The sequence below is a fragment of the Alienimonas chondri genome (assembly GCF_013036045.1).
Taxonomy (GTDB): Bacteria; Planctomycetota; Planctomycetia; order Planctomycetales; family Planctomycetaceae; genus Alienimonas; species Alienimonas chondri.
Genome location: NZ_WTPX01000079.1, coordinates 1 through 22,631 on the forward strand (window position 1 = coordinate 1; position 22,631 = coordinate 22,631).

12 protein-coding genes, 2 tRNA genes and 1 pseudogene are annotated in these 22,631 nt (G+C 68.4%); 7 read left to right on the forward strand and 8 right to left on the reverse strand.

All coding sequences use genetic code 11. The features are described 5' to 3' along the window. Positions 1-681: 681 nt before the first annotated feature. From LzC2_RS12705 to LzC2_RS22840, 3 genes are all read right to left on the reverse strand, one after another. Positions 682-754, reverse strand: a tRNA-Ala gene (locus tag LzC2_RS12705). A gap of 51 nt (positions 755-805) precedes the next feature. Beyond that, a tRNA-Ile gene (locus tag LzC2_RS12710) sits at positions 806-879 on the reverse strand. A gap of 168 nt (positions 880-1,047) precedes the next feature. Next, positions 1,048-4,536, reverse strand: a complete 3,489-nt coding sequence (locus LzC2_RS22840; protein WP_206678692.1) for a DEAD/DEAH box helicase — start codon at positions 4,534-4,536, stop codon at positions 1,048-1,050. A 201-nt stretch (positions 4,537-4,737) separates the two neighbouring features. On the opposite strand from LzC2_RS22840, the gene LzC2_RS12720 reads away from it, so the two are divergent. Together LzC2_RS12720 and hisN are read left to right on the forward strand one after the other, a co-directional pair. Then, the gene (locus tag LzC2_RS12720) at positions 4,738-6,012 is read left to right on the forward strand and encodes a lactate racemase domain-containing protein (protein WP_171187537.1); all 1,275 of its coding nucleotides are present in this window, start codon (positions 4,738-4,740) and stop codon (positions 6,010-6,012) included. A 266-nt stretch (positions 6,013-6,278) separates the two neighbouring features. After that, entirely contained in the window at positions 6,279-7,061 is a 783-nt protein-coding gene (gene hisN / locus LzC2_RS12725) for a histidinol-phosphatase (RefSeq protein ID WP_171187510.1), read from the forward strand. Positions 7,062-7,155: 94 nt separating this feature from the next. Here the strand turns inward: hisN and LzC2_RS12730 are convergent, their stop codons facing one another. The 3 genes from LzC2_RS12730 to LzC2_RS12740 all read right to left on the reverse strand — a co-directional run bounded on the left by LzC2_RS12730 (position 7,156) and on the right by LzC2_RS12740 (position 9,635). Continuing rightward, complete coding sequence (locus LzC2_RS12730) at positions 7,156-7,962, reverse strand: metal-dependent hydrolase (protein WP_171187512.1); 807 nt, start codon at positions 7,960-7,962, stop codon at positions 7,156-7,158. A gap of 87 nt (positions 7,963-8,049) precedes the next feature. Continuing rightward, positions 8,050-8,679, reverse strand: a complete 630-nt coding sequence (locus tag LzC2_RS12735; protein WP_171187515.1) for a SpoVG family protein — start codon at positions 8,677-8,679, stop codon at positions 8,050-8,052. A 53-nt stretch (positions 8,680-8,732) separates the two neighbouring features. Then, positions 8,733-9,635 (reverse strand): 4-(cytidine 5'-diphospho)-2-C-methyl-D-erythritol kinase, encoded by a 903-nt coding sequence (locus LzC2_RS12740; RefSeq protein ID WP_206678694.1) that lies wholly within the window; start codon positions 9,633-9,635, stop codon positions 8,733-8,735. A gap of 168 nt (positions 9,636-9,803) precedes the next feature. Here LzC2_RS12740 and LzC2_RS12745 point away from each other — a divergent pair, with 168 nt between their 5' ends. After that, positions 9,804-10,715, forward strand: coding sequence for a sugar phosphate isomerase/epimerase family protein (locus LzC2_RS12745; protein ID WP_171187518.1), 912 nt, complete (start codon positions 9,804-9,806; stop codon positions 10,713-10,715). Between the two features lie 142 nt (positions 10,716-10,857). On the opposite strand, the gene LzC2_RS12750 is transcribed toward LzC2_RS12745, so the two are convergent. After that, entirely contained in the window at positions 10,858-12,240 is a 1,383-nt protein-coding gene (locus LzC2_RS12750) for a Gfo/Idh/MocA family protein (RefSeq protein ID WP_171187520.1), read from the reverse strand. A 100-nt stretch (positions 12,241-12,340) separates the two neighbouring features. Continuing rightward, entirely contained in the window at positions 12,341-13,474 is a 1,134-nt protein-coding gene (locus LzC2_RS12755; protein ID WP_171187525.1) for a formylglycine-generating enzyme family protein, read from the reverse strand. On the opposite strand from LzC2_RS12755, the gene LzC2_RS12760 reads away from it, so the two are divergent. The 4 genes and pseudogenes from LzC2_RS12760 to LzC2_RS12775 all read left to right on the forward strand — a co-directional run. Next, positions 13,473-14,528 carry an FAD:protein FMN transferase gene (locus LzC2_RS12760; RefSeq protein WP_171187527.1) on the forward strand — a complete coding sequence of 352 codons (1,056 nt, stop codon included), beginning with the start codon at positions 13,473-13,475 and terminating at the stop codon, positions 14,526-14,528. The two genes, LzC2_RS12755 and LzC2_RS12760, sit on opposite strands and share 2 nt — an antisense overlap. A gap of 9 nt (positions 14,529-14,537) precedes the next feature. Beyond that, a complete protein-coding gene (locus LzC2_RS12765; RefSeq protein WP_171187530.1) occupies positions 14,538-17,063 on the forward strand; it encodes a BatA domain-containing protein in 2,526 nt (841 codons plus the stop codon). 117 nt (positions 17,064-17,180) lie between these two features. Beyond that, positions 17,181-19,442 (forward strand): glutamine amidotransferase, encoded by a 2,262-nt coding sequence (locus LzC2_RS12770; protein WP_171187535.1) that lies wholly within the window; start codon positions 17,181-17,183, stop codon positions 19,440-19,442. A 110-nt stretch (positions 19,443-19,552) separates the two neighbouring features. Further along, positions 19,553-22,631, forward strand: a pseudogene (locus tag LzC2_RS12775) (hypothetical protein); the annotation flags it as partial.

Genomic DNA, 22,631 nt, shown 5'->3' on the forward strand with positions numbered 1-22,631 from the left:
GGAAAACTTTGTTCGACCACAGTCGCGACGTGCAATTCAATCGCACGACGCAATTGCGTCATTTACAAGATGCCACTCGGACACTAACAAGTTGTCAAAGATCGGAACGCCCCGAAAGGGCGATTCGTTGCGACGCGGAGCCGTCGGCCGGCCGAAGCCGCCTTCGCCTCAAACCGCGTCGATCGCGGCGGCGACAACACCATTGGCGTCGCCCCGCTCGCGAGGGGGAAAGATACGGGGGCCTCGCCGGGCCGTCAACGCCGTGGAAGCGAGTTTCCGAGAAAAGTTTCGGTACGACGGCCGGTCCGTTTTCGGCCGCCCTGAGACCCGTACGGACGTCCACGGCAGCCTGCTCGGCGTTTGAGATGGCAGGCGGCGCCGGAAGCTGCATTGCCCCATACTGCAGAGCGAATCAGTCGCATTCCTGACCCTTCTTCATGCTTCGATTGCGCCGGAAAGGCCGTGCTGGCGTCCAGGCCCTTCGGCGTGCCGCGGGGTTCGACCGCGGATCTTGTTCCGACGGCGGTCGGTTCCCTTCTTGGCGAGAACAGGCGTCCTGAGATCCGCCGGCTTCAAAGCCGACGGCGATCGGCGAAGGTTTGATCGCCCCGCCGGACTTTACGCCCGTCGAATGAGAATCGCCATGACCGCTGCGTCGATGCGGCTTTGAGCTTCATCCAATGGAGACTAGGGGGATCGAACCCCTGACCTCCTGCTTGCAAAGCAGGCGCTCTCCCAGCTGAGCTAAGTCCCCGGAATACGATCGAGGCCCGCTTCCCACTTCGGGAAACGGGCCTGATCGTGATGGGCGTGGGAGGACTCGAACCTCCGACCTCAGCTTTATCAGAGCTGCGATCTAACCAGCTGATCTACACGCCCCTTGCTCCGCGGATGCGGAACCGCCCCGCTGGTGCGGGACCCCGGGATCGCTCCCGGGGGCGGATTCTTACGGAGAAGCCGTGGACCGTCCAGTGTGCGGAGGCACGTGTCTTCAGTCTCTCGCGAATCCATCGACAAGACACCTCTCAGCCTCGGCCGGTTCGCCGTTCAGGAGAGCAATCGTTCGACGTCCTCCACGCTGAGGCCGCTGACCACGCTCTCCTCTTGATTGAGCACCGCGTCGGCCAGTTCCGTCTTTTTCTGCTGCAACTCCGCGATTTTTTCCTCGATCGTGTCCCGGGCGATCAGGCGATACGCGAACACCGGTCGCTCCTGACCGACGCGGTGACTGCGGTCGATCGCCTGGGCTTCGACGGCCGGGTTCCACCAGGGATCCAGCAGGAACACGTAGTCGGCGCTGGTCAGGTTCAGGCCCAAACCGCCGGCCTTCAGGCTGATGAGGAACACGCCGATGTCCGGCGACTCTTGGAAGTGCTTAACGCGTTCGCCGCGGTCGCGGGTGCGGCCGTCGAGGTACTCGTGCTTGATGCCCTCCTGCTCCAACCGCTCGCGGACGAGGCCGAGGAAACTGGTGAACTGACTGAATACGAGCGCCTTGTGGCCTTCGTCGATCAGTTCGACCAGACGCGGTACGAGAGCTTCGACCTTCGCAGACTGCACCGCGGCGCTGTCCTCGCCCAGCAACGCCGGATGACAAGCCGCCTGTCGCAATCGCAACAGGGCTTCGAGCACGTGCATCCGCGTCTTGCCGAGACCCTGCTCCTTCACGCTGCCCAGCAGGCTCTGCCGGTAGTGATCGCGGAGTTCCTCGTACAACCGTCGCTGCTCGCCCTCCAACTCGACCGACAGCGTCATCTCGGTTTTCGACGGCAGGTCAGTCGCGACCTCCGCCTTGGTGCGGCGAAGTACGAACGGGCCGATGCCCTTGGCCAGCAGGTCGCGGGCCTGCTTGTCGTCGGGGTCGGCGGCGTACCGGCGGAATAGGCTCGATCGGCCGAGCATGCCCGGATTGAGGAACTCGAAGATGCTCCACAAGTCGCCGACGTGGTTTTCGATCGGCGTCCCCGACAGCGCCAAGCGATGCCGAGCCTTCAGGAGCCGGGCGGCCTTGGAGACCTGCGAGGAGGCATTCTTGATCGTCTGGGCTTCGTCCAGCACGACGTAGTCGAACGGCTGCTTTTTCAGGTCCATCACATCCCGGCGGAGCGTGCCGTAGGTCGTGAGGATCAGATCGAGGTTCGCAAAGTCCTCCCGCAAGCGATGACGATCGGGACCGGTGTACTCGGCGACTCGCAGATCCGGGGTGAACCGGGTCGACTCGCTGGACCAGTTGAACAGCAGCGACCGCGGCACGACGACCAACGACGGGAGATGCTCGCCGTCGTCCATCCGCAGCTTCCGCCCCTGCAGGAGAGCCAGGAGCTGAACCGTTTTGCCCAAGCCCATGTCGTCCGCGAGACACCCGCCGAGGTTGGTATCCTGCAGGAACCGCATCCAGCCGAGGCCGTTCTGCTGGTACTCGCGGAGGCTGCCTTCGAAGCCCTCCGGCTCGGTCGCCGGTTCGACTCCGGTGAGGCCGCGGAGGCGTTCGCGGAGCGAGGTGAACTGCTCGTCGTACTCGACCTCTTTCTGCGCGCCCAGCAGCGTGTCTAACAGGACGGCTTGGTTGGCAGTGAATTTGAGGTGGTCCTCCTCTTCGCTCCCCAGACCGGCGAGCAACCCGAGCTGCTCCGCCCATGCTGCCGGCAGGATGCCGAGCGAACCGTCGGAGAGCCGAACGGCGTCATCGCCCCGCGCCAGCGCGGCGAGGAGATCCGGCAGCGCGATGGTCGCATCGCCGAACGTGACGTCGCCGCGAAGCTCGAACCAGTCGATGCCGCTTTTGACTTGGAACTTCAGTTCCCCGGCTTGCCGGACCGGTTTGTCATCGGCACGGATGAGCCAGCCGGCGTCGGTCAGGCCGCGGACGGCGCCGCCGAGATCGCCGATCGCGATTTCGACGTCGATGCCGCCGGCGGACTTGCTGGCCAGGCGGCGGAAGCCGACGTCACGCAGTTCATCCCAGGCGGCCGCTTCGGCGGGCAGGTCGCGGAGCAGGCACTTGCGGGCCTCGCTGTTGACGATCGCCCAGCGGGGATCGCCGCCGGCGATCGGCTCGCCGTCGTAGCGGAACCGCACCGCCCCGGTCGCCCGGTCCGGCAAGCGACCGTTCGCGGAGGAGCCGCTGGAGATCCGCAGCTCGCGGCCCGGTTCGACGCGCACCTCTTCCAGACGCTGATCGTCCGGGAGTTCCAGCCGCGGCAGCACGGGCAGACGGAACAATTTCTCGACGGCCTCGTGAGCCTCCGCCTTCGGAATGACGATGCCGTCCGACTCCGCGATGCGGTCGGCCAGATCGTAGGCTCCGAAATCGATGACCGGGCTGAGGACGTTATCCAACAGCACGAGGCCCCCGGGGAGCATCAGGTCGGCATCCTCCGCTTTGCGGATCGCATCCGGCCGCGTGAGTTCGACCGCGAGTCGCAGAGACACGGCCTCCTCTTCCCCCTCGGCCTCGTCCGATTGCGCTTCGGCGTCCGCGGTTTCCGCCTCTCCCTCCTCGCCCTCGCCGGCGTCGTCGTCTTCACGCGACTTTTGCCAAGCATCTTGCGGAGACACTTCTCGCAGGGCGGCGGTTAGCTCCCACGGTTCCTCGCCGTCCCAAGTGAGGGAGCCGGCCTTCTCGCCGGCGTCCAGAATGCGGGCGTTGCCGGTCTCGCACATCAGCGGCAACAGACGTTCCGCTAACTCATGGGCGAGGTGGAAGCGGAAGACGCCGGTCTCTTTGCCGTCCTTCGCATCCCGCTCCGCGACGCCGCCGAACAGGTAGGCGAGCACGGTGCGGTCGCCTTCCCGCTCGATCATGTCGAGGTCGCCGGGACGGACGCGGAGCGCCTTCAGCTTGCCCCACTGGCCGCTCGCGCGGCGTTGGCGCTGGGAGACCTGAATGACGATCCGCCGCTCTTTACGGCTGGCCGGCAGGTCGAGTTCGTAGAAGATCTGCCGTTCGGCGCTGTTGCCTTTCCGGGGAGCGGCGACTTCGGCCGCGACGCCGGCGAGCGCCCGTTCCCAAGGTCGCGCCTTCTCCTCCGGCGGGGCCGCCGCGGGGCGCTCCATCGTCGCAATGTCGCTCTCCTCCTCCGGCTCCTCGCCGAGCAACCCGCCGGCCGGGGCCGCATAGGCGCGGGCGCTGGGGCCGGGCGCGAAATCGTCGTCCTCGTCGTCGTCGAAGTCCCAGGCGGAACCGAAGTTCGAGGTGACGGGATCGTCCGCCACGAAGGGGGGGATCTCGCCGCCGCGGACCGGGCCGGTCAGCAGCTTGTCGCGGTCCGCCAGCAGCACGGCGCCCCACAGGTGCTTGCAGACGCCGAGCTTGCCGGACTGCGGACAGGTGCAGCTCATCCGCAACGTGCCGCCGGAGCGGTCGAGGTCGCAGGTGAACTCTCCCGCTTTCTCTTGGACGGCGGCGACCAGCTTATCCGGGGTGAGAGCCAGCTGGGTGACGCGATCGGCGTCGAGGTAACCGGCGCCGCGGAACCGCAGGTCGGCCCGGAACTGTTTTTGTAACGAATCGGCCAGCGTCATGAGCGTTTTCACGCCCCGCCGCCGCCCCGAGCGCCCCCCGTGAGAGGGGCCGTTCGTGGGCCTGCGGACCGGGGCCGTATGTCTTCCGTGAGGGGCGCCCGGGCCGTGCCCGGAGGTCGGTGTTTGCCGTGGAACGGTTCCGCGGCGCAGTCGGGCATGGTCCGGGGAGCGACGCGACCCGTCAAGGTGCCGCGCTTTCACATGGCCGGTACGATGGGCGGCGTGCCAGATTCCAACTCCCCCGCCCCGCCGTCGACGCTCCCCACGGACTCGATCGCGGGCCGCGTCGCCGATCTGATTCCCACGGATGACGTCGCGGGCAAACGGGTCCTGCTGATCGTCCCCGATCACACCCGCACCGCCCCGCTGCCGATCCTGTTCCCCGCGGTTCACGATCGGCTGAAGGAGGCTGGCGCCGCGGGTTTGGACGTGATGGTCGCCCTCGGCACACACCCACCGATGCCGCAGGCCCGCATCGAGTCGTTGTTGGGCATCGACCCGGCGACCCGCGACGACCGGTTCCCCGGCGTCGCCCTGCTCAACCACGAGTGGGACAACCCGGACGCCCTGATGTCGCTGGGCGATCTGCCCTGCCCGGAGGCGGCCGAACTCTCCCGCGGCACGCTGCCGGACAGCGTCCCGGTCACGATCAACGCTCGGATCAAGGATTACGACCTGCTGCTGGTGCTCGGCCCGGTGTTCCCGCACGAGGTCGTCGGCTTTAGCGGGGGGAACAAGTACTTCTTCCCGGGCATCAGCGGGCCGGAGCTGCTGAACTACTTCCACTGGCTCGGGGCGATCGTCACGAACGCGGGCATCATCGGGGTGCCGGACACCCCGGTGCGTCGGGTGGTCGACGCCGCGGCGAAGTTGATCCCGGTCGAACGACGGGCGCTGACGTTCGTCGTCGACCCGAAAGCCGACCTGTACGGTCTGTACTACGGCACGCCGGAGTCCGCGTGGCGAGAAGCGTCGCAGATGTCGGAGCGGGTCCACATCACCCGCAAACCGAAGCCGTTTCACACCGTGCTGTCTTGCGCCCCGCCGATGTACGACGAGCTGTGGGTCGCCGGGAAGTGCATGTATAAGCTCGAGCCGGTCGTCGCCGACGGGGGCGAACTCATCATCTACGCCCCGCACCTGAGCGAAGTCTCCGAGACCCACGGCGAGGCGATCCGCCGCGTCGGCTACCACACGCGGGACTACTTCCTCGGCCAGTGGGACAAGTTCAAACACGAACCGTGGGGCACGCTGGCCCACAGCACCCACGTCCGCGGCGGGGGCACCTATGAAGAGGGCGTCGAGAAGCCGCGGGTGAAGGTGACGCTCGCCTCGCAGATTCCGCCGGAGGAGTGCGAGAAGCTCAACCTCGGTTATCGCGACCCGGCGACGATCGACGTGGAAGACTTCGCCGACCGGGAGGACGAGGGCGTTCTGCTGGTCCGCAAAGCGGGCGAAATGTTGTATCGGCTGGACGAGTCTTCGTGAGCAATGCGGTTCGATCCGCGGTCGGCCGGGCGCTGCTTTGGCTCATACTGCTTGTCGACCTCCTGATCCCACGCCGCCGGCGAAACACTGGTCGCTCCACTTGCCCGATTTGCGGCAGCGCTCACTGCACCGCCGAAGCAGTCTATGACGGACATTGGAGCCGATGCGAAAACGTGAACGTGTATCGCTGCCGCGACTGTGACGCTGTCCACCTGCGAGGCGGCTACGACCCGGCCGCTATCTCCTTAGTAACAAGCACCAATCTAATGTCCGACCTGCAAGAACGCCTCGACTTCGCCAACCAAGCTGCGCTCGACGTGCAGCCGTTCATTCTGGAGTATTTCCAGAACCCGGACCTGGAGGTAATTCGCAAGGGCGACGACAGCCCCGTCACCGTCGCGGACAAGGGGGCCGAAGAGCGGATCCGCGACGCGATCGCCGCGAAGTTCCCGGACGACGGCATCCTCGGGGAGGAGTTCGATGAGGTGCCCGGTTCGAACAGCTATCGTTGGGTGCTGGACCCGATCGACGGCACCAAGCCGTTCGTGCGGGGCGTGCCGCTATTCGGCACGTTGATCGGCCTGGAACGCGACGGCAAGTGCGTGCTGGGCGTCTCCCGCTTCCCCGGGCTGAACGAAGTCGTCTACGGTGCCGAGGGACTGGGTGCCTGGTGGATCCGCGGCGACGGATCGAAGCGGCGGGCGAAGGTCTCCGAGATTAGTTCGCCGGACGAAGCCTTGCTCTGCACGGCGAACCCCCGCCGGTGGACGGATCGTTCGATGAAGGAGGCGTTTGAACTCTTCAACACGGACTACCGCCTGACCCGCGGCTGGGCGGACTGCTACGGCCACATGCTGGTCGCCACCGGCCGGGCCGAGGTGATGATCGACCCGGTGATGAGCCTGTGGGACGCCGCGGCGCTGCTGCCGATCGTGAAGGAAGCCGGCGGTTCGTTCGTCACCTGGGCGGGCGAAGAACGGGCCGACGGCGGCGACGGCATCAGCGTGAACGCCGCCCTGAAAGAGGATGTGTTGAGGCGGCTCGGTTGAGGCGAGCGGGGGACGTCAGTCCCCTGAGCGTTTCGCTGGGTGGAAAGGGCGAACCTGATTGACTCAGCGGGCTGACGGCCGCCGCTCGCAACGGTCACCGCAGCACCACGCCGCCCTTCGCTTCGACCATCCGCACTGGATCGCGTTCCGCGTCGTCGTTCCCGTCGGGCGCCTCTGCGAGCATGGCCTCGCCGGTTTCCGGGGAGACCGCGAGCCACGGCTTCGGTTCTTTGCGATCAGCCACCCGCTGCGGCACGCCGAGGCGGTTCACCTCGATCACGTCTCCGTCGATGGCCGCGGCGTACACGCAGAGTCCCAGCAGGCTGTAGCAGGCGATCGTCGCCGAGGGATAATCGCCGGCCCACTTGATCGCGGTGCCGGCCGATTTTTTCAAACGGGGTTTGAGACCTCGCCAATCCACGCTGCACCACTCGTCCAGCATCAGGTGGGAGGCGAACCCGGTCATCACCGCGGTCGCCATCAGCAGGCGGATACCGTTGTTGGGGCTCTTGTAGGCCAGATACGTCAGCAGCCCGCTGATCATCATCGCCGGCAGGCTGTGGAACATGCCGCGATGAACCGTCAGCTTTCGCAGCGCCCAGCCGCCGCCGTATCGCACGAGCAGATAGGTGCAGATGCCCAGCCCGACGATTGCATCGAAGGTGTGGGCGATCTCCGCGAATCGGCGGACCAGCACGAAGGGCACCGCGGCGCCGAGCAGCGCGGTCAGTTCCTGAATCGGCCGTCCGCGGTCGCTGTCGAGGTCCGGCAACGCTCCGCCGATGCCCACCAAGGTGAACGCGACGCCGGCCTGCACCCCGTCGATCGGCGTGGCGACCCACATTCCGCTGGCCAGAACGGCCCCGCAGGCGCCGCTGACGGCGACGTGTTCGCGGAACATGCCCACGGGCGGCGGTCTCCGGCAGGTTCGAGGGACGGCGTGCTCGTCTTCATCGGTCGTGCGGGACCGTCGCCGCCGGTCGAATCGTTACAGACCGTCGCCGAACGCCCCCGCCGCCTCGCCCCGTCGGGCCGTGCGCAGCGGACTACGGTTCGGTCGAAGCGTCGCGGGGCCGCTCCGCAGCGGCGTCGCCCCGTCCAGGCGCCGCACCACCCCGGGCACGTTCGGCAGATGATGAGGCTTAGACGACGTAGCGCCCGCCCCCCGTCCCGGCGCCGGTTCGCCGACGTCGCATTCGTCATAGCGGCAGACGTATTCCGGCGAGGCGGCGAGCACACGCTCCTGCTCCCAGGCCGCGACGACGCTGGATTCGAGTTCCGTCCGGCAGCCCGCGTTGATCGGGTGGGCGATATCCGCGTACAGCTTCTGCCGCCCGTCGCCGCCCGAGGTCGATTCGGGGTCGTTCTGAGCGGCGCCGCAGTCCCCGCAGTAGTTCGCCCGCAACGGATTCTTCCCGCCGCACTCGTCGCAGCGCGCGGTGATTTTACGGCTCGGCATCGCCACGAAGGCGCCCTGCTCTCCGCGGATCAGTTTCAGATCCCGCACGACGAAGCAGCCGTCGAGAGTGATCGAGCAGAACGCCAGCAGGCGTCCGGCTTCCCCGCCGGCGGCGTCGGCGCCGGGGGCCAGCTTCACGCGAACGTCGGTGATCTTCACGGCAGGGACAATCGGAGGGGGGACAATCAAGGAATGAGGCGCCGGTCGCCCGGTCAAACCGCCAGAGGGACGGCGACGACCGGACCGGGACGCAAGCGGCGGAGCGTCGCCGCGGCGGACCGAGCCGCGGACGCTGATCGGCAGAGGGCAAAGCGGCTCGTGCCGCTGCCGCTGAGGCAGGAGCGGGAGAATCCGGCGAGTGCAAAGGCGTCCCGCTCCGCCGCGAGTCGCGGTTCGAGTTCCGTGGCGGGGCCGTCGAGGTCGTTCACGGTCGTCTCGGCCAAGCCCGCCAAGGAACCGCTGTAAGAGGCTGCGGCGCGAGCGGTCCCGTTCGCGGATGCTCGCCCGCCCCAGGCGGCAAACACCGCCGCGGTCGACAGGCCGATCGGCGGCTTGGCCAGGACGGCCCATCGCCTCGGCCCGGCCGCGATCGGCTCGACCCGCTCGCCTCGTCCGCGGACCACGCCGGCCGCGGAACCGGCGAGGAAAAACGGCACGTCGCTGCCGACCGTCGCGCCGATCTCGGACAGTTCGATGCGAGACAGGCCGCAGCCCCAGAGCTCGTTCAGCCCCAACAGCGCGGCCGCGGCGTCGCTCGATCCGCCGCCCAACCCCGCGTCATGCGGGATGCGTTTGTGCAACGTGATCGCCCCGGAGACGGTTCGGCCGGCCGACTCCGCCAGCGCGGCCGCGGCCCGGGACACCAGATTGGAACCGTCCGTCGGCACGCCTGTCGCGCCGGTGACGGACAGGGCGAAGTCGTCCGCTGGGGCGAACGTCAGCGTGTCGAACCAACCGGCGGTGACCATCAAGGATTCCAACTCGTGGAATCCGTCCGGTCGACGGCCGAGGACGTCGAGCGTCAGGTTCAGCTTCGCCGGGGCGTGGATCGTCAACGCCGGTTCGCCGACGCCGGCGTGGGCGGTCGGGCGGCGGGGGTGTCGCAGGATCCTCATGGGCTTCGTCACCGGCGGTCCGTCGGGCCGCGGTTGGTAGATTTCTTCGGCTGCCAAGGTCAACGGCGAACCGGACGATCCCCGACCGGTCGTGCGGGTCAACAGCCGCTAGCACGATCCCGTGCGGTCGGTCAGACTCGGATGCCCTTCCTCCTCTGAGCCTCCCTGATGCAGCGTCGCACGTTTCTCGCCGGCTCCGCCGTCGCCCTCACCGCTGCGACCACGTTGAAGGCCGAGCCGCCCGAGGCCGTGACGAGCTTCCCCGAGACCGCCCCACGCTTCAAAAAAGCGGTGAAGCTGTCGATGGTCGGCGGGAACGGCACGCTGACGGAGAAGTTTCAGACCGCGAAGGCCGCCGGTTTCGACGGCATTGAAGTCGACGGCGGAACCCGCGACGTGCCCGCGCTGCTGACGGCGCGCGACGAAGTCGGGCTGCCGATCCATGGCGTGGTGTACGGGAAAAGCTGGAACGATCGCTTCTCCGCCGCGGACGCGACCATCCGCGCCCGAGCCGTGGCCGGCTTGGAGCAGGCGTTACAGGATTGCGAACAGCTCGGCGGAACCTCCGTGCTGGTGATCCCCGGCGTGGTCGACGACGCCACCGCGTACGCCGACGCCTATGCCCGGGCGGAACTGGAGATCGCCAAGGCTTTGCCCGTCGCGGAGAAGACCGGCGTCGACATCCTGTTCGAGAACGTCTGGAACAACTTCCTCCTCAGCCCGCTGGAGTTCGCCCGGTTCATCGATTCGTTCGAATCGCCGTCGGTCGGGGCCTACTTCGACATCGGGAACGTCGTCCGGCTCGGCTGGCCGGAGCAATGGATCACGGCCCTGGGCGATCGGATTCGCAAGCTGGACGTGAAGGAGTACAGCCGCAAGCTTCAGCAGGAAGAGGGGCTGTGGAAGGGCTTCGGCGTGGAGATCGGCGAGGGGAGCGTGGACTGGGCGAAGGTGCGAGCGGCGCTGGCAGCGATCGGCTATCGCGGGTGGGCGACCGCCGAAGTTCGCGGCGGCGACCTCGAACGCCTCAGCGACGTGGCCGAACGGATGGATTCCGTGCTCGGCCTCGAAGAAGCGTGAGGCGAGCGGTGGGCGTCAGCCCTCCGTGTCCTCTCGACTGCAGCAGAACGAAAGCGTCCCGGGTTCGCTCCGAACCCGGGACGCTTCGCAATCGTCAAACGCTGGTGAAAACACGGAGGGCTGATGCCCACCGCTCGCCTTCTTAGGAGAGAACGTTCGTCACGCCCGGGGTGGGCACCTCGTAGAAGCCGTCCTCGCCGGGCAGGACCGGCGGCTCGGATTCCCAAGTGAGCGCCTGATCGTAGGGGAACAGCTGGCGGCCGTTGTTCAGCGCGTCCTCCATGGTGATCTCCTTGCCGGAGTAGCAGGCCATCCGACCGAGGATCGCCGTCATCGTGGACATGGCGCCGTAGGTGCCTTCGTTGTAGTCGCTGCCCTCACGCATGGCGGCTTGCAGATCCATGTGCTCCTGGACGTAGGGGCTGCGATCGCCGCGGCCCCGGTAGGCCCACTCGATGTTCTCCTTGAAGGAGCCGTCGTCCTGCTTTTCGTTCGTGTAGATCCGCGTGCGGCCCTGCGTGGTGAGGGTGCCCTTCGAGCCGTGGGCGGTCTCGGACACGCTGTTCCAAACGCCGGGCTGATGGCGGCCCTCGGAGATCATCTGCGTGCCGTCCGCGTACTCGAACTGACAGGCGGTGTGGTCGAAGATGTTGCCGTACTTCGCCGCGGTGCGAACTTCGCGTCCGCCCATGCCGCGGGCGACCGTCGGGAAGACCGGCTCGCTGCCGTTCGCCTTGATGCCGGCCCACCAGTTGCCGACGTCCAGGTTGTGAATGTGCTGCTCGCAGATCTGGTCGCCGCAGAGCCAGCAGTAGTAGTACCAGTTCCGCATCTGGTACTCCATTTCGCCGGAGACCTGCTCGCGGCTCTTGCGGGGATCCCAGACGCCGCCGCTGTTCCAGTAGACCTTCATGGCGATGATGTCGCCGATGGCCCCGTCGCGGATCTGGTCCGCGACGGCGAGGTAGCTGTTCTGGTGGTGCCGCTGGAGGCCGACGCCGACCTTCAACTTCTTCTTCTTGGACTCCTCGACGGCGGCGAGGAACTTGCGAATGCCGGGCGCGTCGGTCGCGACGGGCTTCTCGCAGAAGATATGGAGACCCTTCTCCACCGCGGCGGCGAAGTGGATCGGGCGGAAGCCCGGCGGGGTCGCGATGATGACGTAGTCTAGGTCCTGCTCCAGCACGCCCCGGTAACCGTCGAAGCCGATGAAGCGGGATCCTTCCGGCACGTCGACCTGATCGCCGAACTGTTTCGAAAGCTGATTGTGCTTGTTCGAGAGGTGATCTTCGAACACGTCCGCCATCGCCACCAATTTGACCGGCGTGGTGCCGGCCGCCTGGGCGGCGTTGATCGCATCGCCGACGGCCCCGCTACCGCGCCCGCCGCAACCGATCACGCCGACGCGGATGAAATCTTGCTTCGCGGCCCGCTTGGTCGCGGCGGGAGATGCGGCGGCGGTGAGCGAAGCCGCAGCGCCGGCGGCGGCGGTCGTCTTCAGGAAGGAACGGCGGGGCGTCGGCATGAGAGTGCTCTGAAAAGTGGGGCGAACGGGTCGAGAATAACGGCGGACTGATGCGACCGCACGCGTTGATGCGTTCGGTCGTATCTCGCCCGCGGGCGGCCTAGTCGTGGATGAAGCCTTCACGCAGACCCCATTCCGGCACATCCTCCGGCCGCGGGATCAATTGCAGCTCGAGCTTCTCCTCTTCGGTCGGCTCGGTCAGCGGGCGAACGACCCGGAAGCCGACGAAGATCGAATCCGTCATCCACCAGATGGATTGCGGGATCTGCGGATCCTGCATCTTCCAGTCGTTCGTACTGGGCATCCGCGCGGCCGACCGCAGGTATTCCGGCGTGTCGTACCAGGAGCCGCCGCGAACGGTGCGGGGATAGATCGTTTCCGGAACGTTGTACGGGTCTTTCGTGACGCCGTCCTCGGAGAACGTGGCGTAGAAGTCCGGGTCGTACTGATCGAGGCACCACTCCGCGACGTTGCCGTGCATGTCGTACAGGCCGAAGGCGTTCGGCTTCTTCTGACCGACCGGGTGATAGGTCCAGTCGGCGTTGTCGTCGCTCCAGGCGTACTCGTCGATGTTCTCAGCGTCGTCGCCGAAGCTGTATGCGGTGTCGGTGCCTGCGCGGGCGGCGAATTCCCACTCAGCCTCGGTCGGCAGGCGGTAGAAATGGCCGGTCTTCTCGGAGAGCCACTTGCAGTACATCTTCGCCGACAGGTGCGTCATACAGATCGCGGGGAAGCTGTCGTGCCCCATGTCGAACGTCATGTCCGTGTAGTTCTTCGTCGGCCGCGTGACGGCGTCGGCCTTCTTCTCGTACTCGTCCGGGGCGATCCCGGCGAGATCGCGGCGCTGCTTGTCCTGCCGCTGGAAGAAGGCGTCGTACTCGTCCCAGGTCACTTCCTTGGTCGCCATCCAGAACGGGCTGACGGAGACGCGCCGCTGCGGACCCTCGCCCTCGCCGCGGCCCTCTTCATCCTCCGGCGAACCGATCGTGAATTCTCCGCCGGGAATCGGGACCATCTCGAACGTGAGGTCCGTGTTGGCGATCTCCTCCGTGTACGCCTTCATCTCCGCGGCGGTCTTGGCGTTCTCGCCCGGCTCGGCGACCTTCGGAGCGTCGGCGGCTTTCGTCGCGGAGGCCGTGGGCGGAGCGCCGTCCACGTCGTCCTGCGCCCACACAGCACCGGGACCGCACGCGGCATACGATGCGAGGACAAATCCAAGGGCGAGCGAACGCATGAGTGGCTTCATTCTGACAGCGATAGTGGCGACGGGGTTGGTCGACGGACCGGTGGGGGACGAACCCGGTTCCAGCGCGGCCTGGCGCCGAGTGCGGGTGGAACAGGTCCAGATGGGTTCGCCCTTCGTGTTCACATGCTACGCACGCAGCGAACCTGCCGCAAAGAACGCCTGCCGCGAAGCGGGACGACAAGTCAAGGAACTCACCGGCGCCCTGTCCGACTATCACGACGGGAGCGAACTGAATCGCTTGTGCGACAGTTACGTGCCGGGCGAGCCGACGGCGGTCTCCGCGGACCTCGCCCGAGTGCTCGCGCGGGCCCGCGACGTCTCGGCGAAGTCCGGCGGAGCGTTCGACGCGACGGTCGGCCCGCTGGTGAAGAGGTGGCGGCGGGTTCGCATCCAGAAGACGCTGCCGACGCCCGAGGAACTGGCGACCCTCCGTGAGCGCGTCGACTGGCGGTCGGTCTGCGTAAATGAGGACGCCGGCACGGTCACGATCCTGAAGCCGGGAATCCTTTTGGACCTCGGCGGCATCGCCAAGGGGTATGCCGCGGACGTCGCCGGCGAAGCGCTGAGGAAACAGGGCGTGTCCCGCTTCCTGATCGATGCCGGGGGCGACCTCCTCGCCGGCGACCCGCCGCCGGGCGAGACCGGTTGGAAGATCGGACTGCCCGACGGCGCCGACGCCGATGCGGCGCCGACTGAATTCCTGATCCTGTCGAACGCCGCGGTCGCGACGAGCGGGGACGCCTACAAATTCCTTGAGATCGGCGGCGAGCGGTACTCGCACATCGTCGACCCCCGCACCGGCCTGGGGCTGACGGACCGATCCACGGTCACCGTGACGGCGGAGACCGGGATGACGGCCGACGCGCTCGCCTCTGCCGTGAGCGTGTTGGGATCGGAGAAGGGCGTCGCTCTGCTCAATCGGACGGCCGGAGTGGAGGGCCGGGTGACGACCAAAGCAGGGACGAGGGACTCCGCGGGATTCGCGGTACGTGCCGGGAATCGCCTTCCGTCGCCGATAGGCGGCGCGGGCGAGGGTGACTAAACTCCCCGCGTGTCGCTCCTCCACCCCGGACTGCTCGCCCTGTTGGGCCTCGCCGCGGTGCCGGTCATTCTGCACTTCCTGCTCAAGCCGAAGCCGAAGAAGTTCCCCTTCCCGGCGTTGCGGTTGATTCGCGATCGAAAGAAGTCGAACAGCCGTCGGCTCAAGCTGCGACACCTCTGGTTGCTGCTGCTGCGGATCGCGGCGATCGTGCTGCTGGTGCTCGCCGTGGTGCGGCCGAGCCTGCCGGCGGCGAACTACAGTTTCACTACCGCCGAGTGGCTCACGCTGGCCGCGGTTGTGGTCGCCGTGCTGATCGCCTACCAGGTGATGCTGATGCGGTGGCGCTCGCAGCAGCGGCAGGGGGAACTCGCCCGGCACGATCTCCTGTACCGCCGGACGCTATTGCGGGCCGGATCGACGATCGGCGCGTTTCTCTTGGCCGGCCTGTTGGTGCTCTGGCCGTACGGTCGGCGGGTCGCCGCGGAAGTACGCGCTCCCGTGCAGGCCGTGTCCGAGGATCAGCCGGTCGCCGCGGTGTTTGTGTTCGACACCTCCTCCAGCATGGGCCTCGTGCGAGCTGGCGAGAATCGGCTCGAAGCGGCACTCGCCCTCGCGGAGGAACATGCCGACGGCTTCCCTCCCGGCAGCAAGCTCGCCGTGATGACCACCGCCCCCGGCGAGCCGCCCCGGTTCGCGACGGATCTGTTCGGGGCGAAAACGCGGATGGGGCAGCTGGAAACGAACCCGGTCACGGTGCCGCTGGACGGTCGCCTGGCCGCCGCCGTCGACCTGCACGAACGCGATCGCGAACGGACCGCGGAGGAACTCGGCCTGGGGCCGGATCCCGACGCCGATGCGTACGTTCGAGCGGTGTACGTCTTCACGGACCTCGCCCGGAGCGCCTGGGGACCGGGCGGGCGGGTGGAACTGGCGAACAAACTCGCCGCTCGGGAGCGGGTGCAGGCGTTTCTCGTCGACGTGGGCGCGGAGGGACCGGAGAACGTCGCCCTCGGCGTGCCCCGCCCGACTCGGCAAAGCGGACCGGTCGGCGGCACGGTCACCGTCCGCGCGACGCTCTCCCGCGCCCCGGCGACCGCTGAGAACGCCGGCGCCCGCGGGTCCGACGCGGTCGAGGTCGAACTGCGGACCGCGGCGCTCGGCGACGAGCCGGTCGCTCGGGGCCGCCAAACCGTCACGCTGCCGCCCGGCGGCGGGGCGGAGGTCTCGTTCTCCGTGCCCATCGCGGTTGCGGGGGCGATCGAAGGCGAACTCGCTTTGACCGGCTCCGACCCATTGGCGTTCGACGATCGCCGCTCCTTCACGATTCGCGCGGAACCGCCGCTGCGGGTCGCCGTCGTCTCCGACCGACTCACGGACGCCCGGGCCTTCGGCGAAGCGCTCGCCCCCAGCCTGCTACCGGAAGATCGCCGGCCCGCAGTCGTCACGACCGTCCGCACGGGCGATCTGTCGCGGCTGGAGACGGCGAAGTTCGACGTGATCTACCTGCTGAACGCTAACGCTCCGGGCGAAGCGGGGATGGCGAAGCTCGGGGCGTTCGCCCAGGCCGGCGGCGGCGTGGGCATCGTGCTCGGGGCGAATGCGGACGTGCTTGCCTACAACGCCGGCCCAGCGGCGGAATGGATGCCGGCGGACCTCGTCACGCCGTTGGGGTTCGGCGTGCCGGAGCGGATGATCGTCGTCGACCCCAACGATCCGATCTTCGCCCCGTTTGATCCGCTGGGCGGCACGGGCGTTTTGGAGAGCCGCGACGTGCGTCGCTACTTCGTCGTCGAACCAAAGGAGGGCGCCGCCGTCCCCGCCGTCTTCACCGACCCGCAGACCCGACCGCCGGCGCTGATGTCCCGTGAAGCGGGCGCCGGCCACGTCGCCCTGTTCACCACGGCTTTGATCGTCGACCGGGCCGACTGGAACGACCTGCCGGACGCCGGGTGGAGCTACCTCGCCTTCGTGAAGTTCCTCACCCGGCACCTCAGCGGCCGCAGCGAACAGCGGTACAACTTCCTCGCCGCGGATACGCTGGTCGTGCCGGTCAGCGGTACGAACACCGAGGGCGAAGACCTGCCCGCGGTCCTCCGGCGGCCCGACCTGTCGCAGACCCGGGTCTCGATCCCCGCGGGCGTCGATGAGCTCGCGGTCACCGGCGCCGACGCCCCCGGGCATTACTCTCTCGCCCTGCCCCCGACCGGCGACGCCCCCGGCGGATTGCTGGGCGCCTTTAGCGTGAATTTGCCGGAGCCGGAGAGCGACCTGACCGTCATCACGACCGACGAACTCGACGCCCGCCTCGGCGAGGATCGCTACACGCTCAGCCGCACCGCCGAGGAACTGGATCTCACGACCGTGCGCGGACGACTCGGCGAGGAGATGTTCCCCTACCTCCTCGCCCTGCTGGTCGCCGTGTTCGTCGGCGAATTGATCGTGGGGAACCGGTTCTACGAAAGCGAACAGGGCGCCCCCGCAAGCGGAGGGGCGACAGCCCCCCGTGCCACCGGCTTCGCCCCCTCGGGGGGCTGACGCCCCGCCGCTCGCCGCCCCGTCCACCGACATCGGTCAATACCTCTGTCCTTCGCCCTCAACCCCGCCTGGTCTCTCACGCTGACGCTGCTGTGCGGCGCCGCGCTGATCGGGTTGGTGCTGTGGACCTACCCGCCGCGGGTCCGGCATCTCTCGAAGGGCGTCCGCCGCACGCTGATCGGCCTGCGGCTCGCCGGGGCCGTGCTGCTGACGCTCCTGCTGCTCCGGCCGGAGTTGCGGAGCGAGGAAACGGAGACCGAACGCCCGTCGATCCTGCTGCTGGCGGATGTCTCTCGTAGCATGACCGTGCAAGACGGGCCGGGCGGGGCGAGCCGCTTCGAACTGCTGCGGTCCGTACTCGCCGCGTGCGCCCCGGCGCTGGAGGAGCTGGGGGAGGATTTGGACATCTCCCTCGCCACCTTCGACGGCGCCCGCAACCCGCTCCCCGCGGAGGTCGATGCGGACGCCGCGCTGACCGAGCCCACGTCCGTCCTCCCGGAGGAGCCGACCGGCGCCCGCACGGCGATCGGCGGCGTGCTGTCGGAGCTGAGCCGGTCCGACGCGGACCTCACGTCGGTCTTCCTCCTGACCGACGGCGCCGAACGCGCGCTGCCCCCGAACGACACCGACGCCCGGGGCGTCGCGGCGCTGCTGGCCGAATCCGGCGTGCGGATCGTCGGCGTGCCCTTCGGCAGCGACGGCGCCCCGACGGCGGGGCTGGATCTCTCCGTCGAAGACCTGCGGGTCGACCCGGTCGTGTTCGAGAAGAAACGGGTGCCGGTCTCCGGCGTGGTGCGGATCGTCGGCGGCGCCGGGCGTGAGTTCACGGTGCGGCTGCTCACCGAATCCCCCCCCGCCCGCGGTCCCGGCGACGAGGTCGAACTGGCGCCGGTCGAGCCGACCGACGGCAGTCGCCCGGCGATCATCGTGCGGCCCACGACCGGCAGCGAGGAGATCCCGATCGAACTCACCTTCGTCCCCCAGACCGCGGGGGAGATGAAGCTCGCCCTGCAAATCGAGCCGGTCGAGGGGGAGTTGAAGCAGACGAACAACCAGCGGGCCACCGTCATCAGCGTCCGCAAAGGGGGCATCCGCGTGTTGTACTTCGACCGCGTGCGGCCGGAGGTGAACGCGCTCCGAAAGGTGAATCTCTCGGACAAGATCCAGCTCGATTACGTCGAACTGCCCGCCCAGCCGAACGCCCTCTCGCCCGGTCTGCGGTTGGAGGAATCGCTGTTCGAGCCGGGCCGGTACGACGCGTTCATCATCGGCGACGTCGCAGCGGACGCTTTCCAGGAAGGGCGGAAGGACTTCGTCGACGACCTCGCCGCTCGTGTGGAAGACGGCGCCGGGCTGATGATGACCGGCGGCCTGAACAGCTTCGGCCCCGGCGGATGGGAACGCACGCCGCTGCGGAACATGCTGCCGGTCGAACTCCCTCGCGGCGGACCGATCGACGCGGCCGACGCCCGCACGCAGATCCTCGGCGACGTGCCGATGGTTCCCACGCGGCAGGGCGCCCAGAACTACATCATGCTGCTGGCGGACGCGGAGGCGAACGCCGACGTCTGGCGAGATCTTCCGCCGCTGGCGGGCGCCAACCGGCTCGAATTGAAGCGGAACCTGCCCGCGGACGTGCTGGCCGTCGGCCCGGACGACGCTCCGCTGCTGGTCGCTTACGAGTACGGCCGCAGCCGCGTGCTGGCCTTCGCGGGGGATACCACCTGGCTGTGGCCGCTGTCCGGCTACGACGTGGAGCACGCCCGGTTCTGGCGGCAGGTCGTGCTCTGGCTGACCCGGAAGGAGGAGGACACCAGCGGCCCGGTGTTCGTGACGGTCGAACCGCGCAACGTCGTCCCCGGTCGTCCCGCCCGGCTGAAGCTCGGCGCCCGTGACGAGGAGGGCGAGCCGATCGCCGACGCCCAGTTCACCATCGAAGTCACCGCCCCCGACGGCGAGATCGCCACGCTCTCCCCCCGCGCCGCCGGCCCCGCCTCGCCCGGCCTGTTTCGGGCGGACGCCGCGGGCACCGATGATCCCGGCGACTACTGGGTGCGGGTGCGGGCGACGAAGGGCGGATCGATGGTCGGCCCGGACGCGATCACGCGATTCGTGGTCGATCCGCGGGATCTGGAGCTCGACAACCCCGCCGCCGACCCGGCACTGCTGGCGGACCTCGCCCGCGTCACCGGCGGGAGCGTCGTCCCGCCGGAGGAACTGCCCGCGTTCCTCGCCAAATGGGCGGACGAGCCGCCCGCCTCCGCGGAAAGCACCGTTCTGTCCCGCACCCCGCTGTACGACAAATGGTGGATCCCGTTGCTCTTCGTGGGCTTGTTGGGAACCGAGTGGTTTCTCCGCAAAAAGCGCGGGTTGGTGTGACCGCCGGACAATCCGTGCAGTCCCCCGTTTCGCCGTCGCCGTTAGGCGGCGCGCCCCCGGGGCGGCGCTCGCCGATATAATCCTTCGTCCCGATCCCCCAGAGCCGCCCGATGAGCGCCGACGCCCCGTCCCGGCAGTACCTGACCTTCGACCAGTTCATCGAAGCTCAGGTCGAGAAGGCCCGCAACGGCATCCGCTGGGCGGACCTGCTGACCGCCGCGGTTGGGCTGGCAGTCATCGTGTTGGCGTACCTCAGCGCCTTCGTCGTGCTGGACCATTGGGTCGTCGACGGAGGATTCAGCCCGTTGATGCGGGGTCTGCTGTTGGGCGCGGCGATGCTCGTGGCGGCGGTTTGGCTGGGATTCAAGGTGGTCCGCCCCGCGATGCGGCGGATCAATCGCATGTACGCCGCCGACCAGATCGAACGGCACGATCCGACGCTGCGGGGCGGGTTGATGAACCTCCTCGACGGCCCCGGCACGGCGAACGGACAGGTGCGCTCCGCGATGCAGAAGCGGGCCGCCGCCGCGTTGAAGAAGACCGACGTGGACGACGCCGTCGATCGCAAAGCGCTCATCCGATTCTCCACCGCCCTGCTGGTGCTGGTGGTCTTCGCCTGCGGCTACGCCCTGTTCAGTCCGAAGGCGATCGGCGATTCCCTCGGCCGGGCGCTGCTGCCCACAGCCCCCATCGACGCCGTCACCCGCACCCGGCTGCTGCGGGTCGACCCGGGCGACGCGAACGTGCTGGCCGGCGAGATGCTGACCGTCACTGCCGTCGTCGGCGGCGAGATCCCCGAGGAAGTGCTCGTCACATACACCACCGATGACGCGCGAGCCGTCGGCGAAGTCGTCGTGCTCCGCGAGGCCGCCGACGAATTGACTTTCGAGGGTACGTTGACCGGCCCCGAGGGCCGCGGATTGACCGGCCCGCTGACCTACAGCGTGATCGCCGGCGACGCCGAGGCCGGCCCGTTCCGCGTCACCGTCTCCCCCGCCCCGCACGCGGAGCTGCAACAGGTCGACCTGAAGTTCCCAGCCTATACAGAGCTGGAACCGTTCACCCAGTCGACCGCCGCGATCGACGCCGTCGAGGGCACGACCGCGACCTTCACCGCCGCGGCCGCGTTGCCCGTCCAGCGAGCGATGCTGACGTTCGCCGACGACGCGGCGTTCGACACGCCTGTCGAACAGGTGCCTCTGGAGGTCTCCGAAGACGGCCGCACGCTCACCGGTTCCTGGACGCTCGCCCACCGCGCCGACGAGAGCGCTCCGCAGTTCTACCGGATCGAAGTCACGGACGCTGAGGGCTTCCGCGACCCTCGCCCCACCGTCCACCCGATCACGGTGCGGCCGGACGAGTTGCCCGAGGTCACGCTGCTCGACCCCGAAACGGACATCACCCGCCCGTCGAACGCCACGGTCCCGCTGAAGATCACCGCTCGCGATCCGGACTTCAAACTGCGTGACTTGGCGTTGCGCCGCTCGAAGAACGGCGAAGCGATCCCGACGGCCGTTCGCCTCTGGGAGGGCGACAAGCCCTCCGTCACCCTCACGCACGAGTGGACGCTGTCCGACGAGGGCGTGCGGGCCGGCGACGTGTTGACTTACTGGATCTCCGCACGCGACAACCGCGAGCCGATTACGAAGGTTCGGAACTCTCCCAAGCTGACGATCACGATCACCGAGCCGGTTTCGGAGGAGCAGGCCGAACAGCAGTTGAACGAGGACAAGCAGCGCCAGGAGGAGCAGGCCCGCCGCGATCAGCCCGAAAACCGCGATCAGAACCCGAATGAGAACGACCCCGCCGACCGCGGCGAGGAACAGGAAGGCCAGCCCGAAGGCGAGCAGCCCGAGGGTGAGCAGGCCGAGGGCGAACCCGGGGCCGAAGGCGAGCCGGGCGGCGAAGGCGAAGGCGGTCAGAGCCAGGACGGAATGAACGAGGACTCCGCCGAGGCTGAGGGCGAATCGGGCGAGACTGGAGAGAGCCAGAGGGGTGCGGACGGTTCGCGCGAGCCGTCCGGCGAAGGCGAGCCGTCCGGCGACCCGCAAGCCGGCGAAGATCCGAACGGCGCCCCCGGCGAATCCGGCCAGCAGTCCATAGCCGACGACGGCTCCGAGGACGATCTGGCCATGGAGAAGATGCTCGATCACCTCGGCGGAGATCCCGACGACGCTCCCCCGCAGTCGGATCAGCTGGACGCCCAACAGGAAACCGGCGATTCGCCCCCCGGGGAGAACGAACCGGCCGCCGACCCGTCCGCGAGTCCGGAAGGCTCTCCCAACCCCTCCGACGACGGCGCCGGCGAGAATCAGCCGTCCAACGATCAGGCCGCGAACGAAACTCCCGCCGGCGGCGAATCCGGCGAGGAGGAGCAAACCGGCGGCATGCAAGACTCCGGCGCCGGCGAGGACAACGAACGCCCCGGCGAACCAAACGGCGCCGGCGCCCCAAACGAGGCTGCCGACGACGCGGCCCCGAACGAGACCGTTGCCGGAGCCGACGAACCCGGCGCCCCGGGCGAGAACCGCGATCCCGGCGAGCCGGGCGCCGAGGGGGCCGCTGCGGACGGCGAGGACGCCTCCGCCGATCCAAACCAGATCACCGAGCAAGGTCCCGCCGGAGGCGAGACCACCGACGAAGAGAACCGCGGCGATCGCACGGCCGGTGACCCGGCCGACGCCGCTGACGCTGCCCCCGGCGAGGGGGAAGTCCCCGACGGCGCCGCCCCGCAGGAAGCCGGTCCGGGCGAGCCCGGCAGCGAGCAGGAAATGACCGAACCCGGCACGGAGCAACAACCCGGCGCGGAGCAACAACCCGGCGCGGAGCAGCAACCCGGCGCGGAGCAGCAACCCGGCACGGAGCAACAACCCGGCACTGAACAGCAACCCGGCACGGAACAGCAGCCTGGAATGGGCGAAGAGCCTGGTGAAGGCCAACCTGAGCGGCAGCCGGGTGAAGCGGAGCAGCCTGGGACCGAACAGGATCCCGCCGGTCAGCCCGAGCCGTCAGCCCCCGGTGCCGAGCAAGAAGGCGGCGCCGACGAGCAACCCGGTGCGGGCGAGCAGCCCGGCCCCGGCGAGGGCCGCCAACCTGGCGAGGGCGGTCAGCCTGGCGAGGGCGGTCAGACCGGCGAGGGCGGTCAGCCCGGCGAGGGCGGTCAGCCGGGCGAAGGCGGTCAGACCGGCG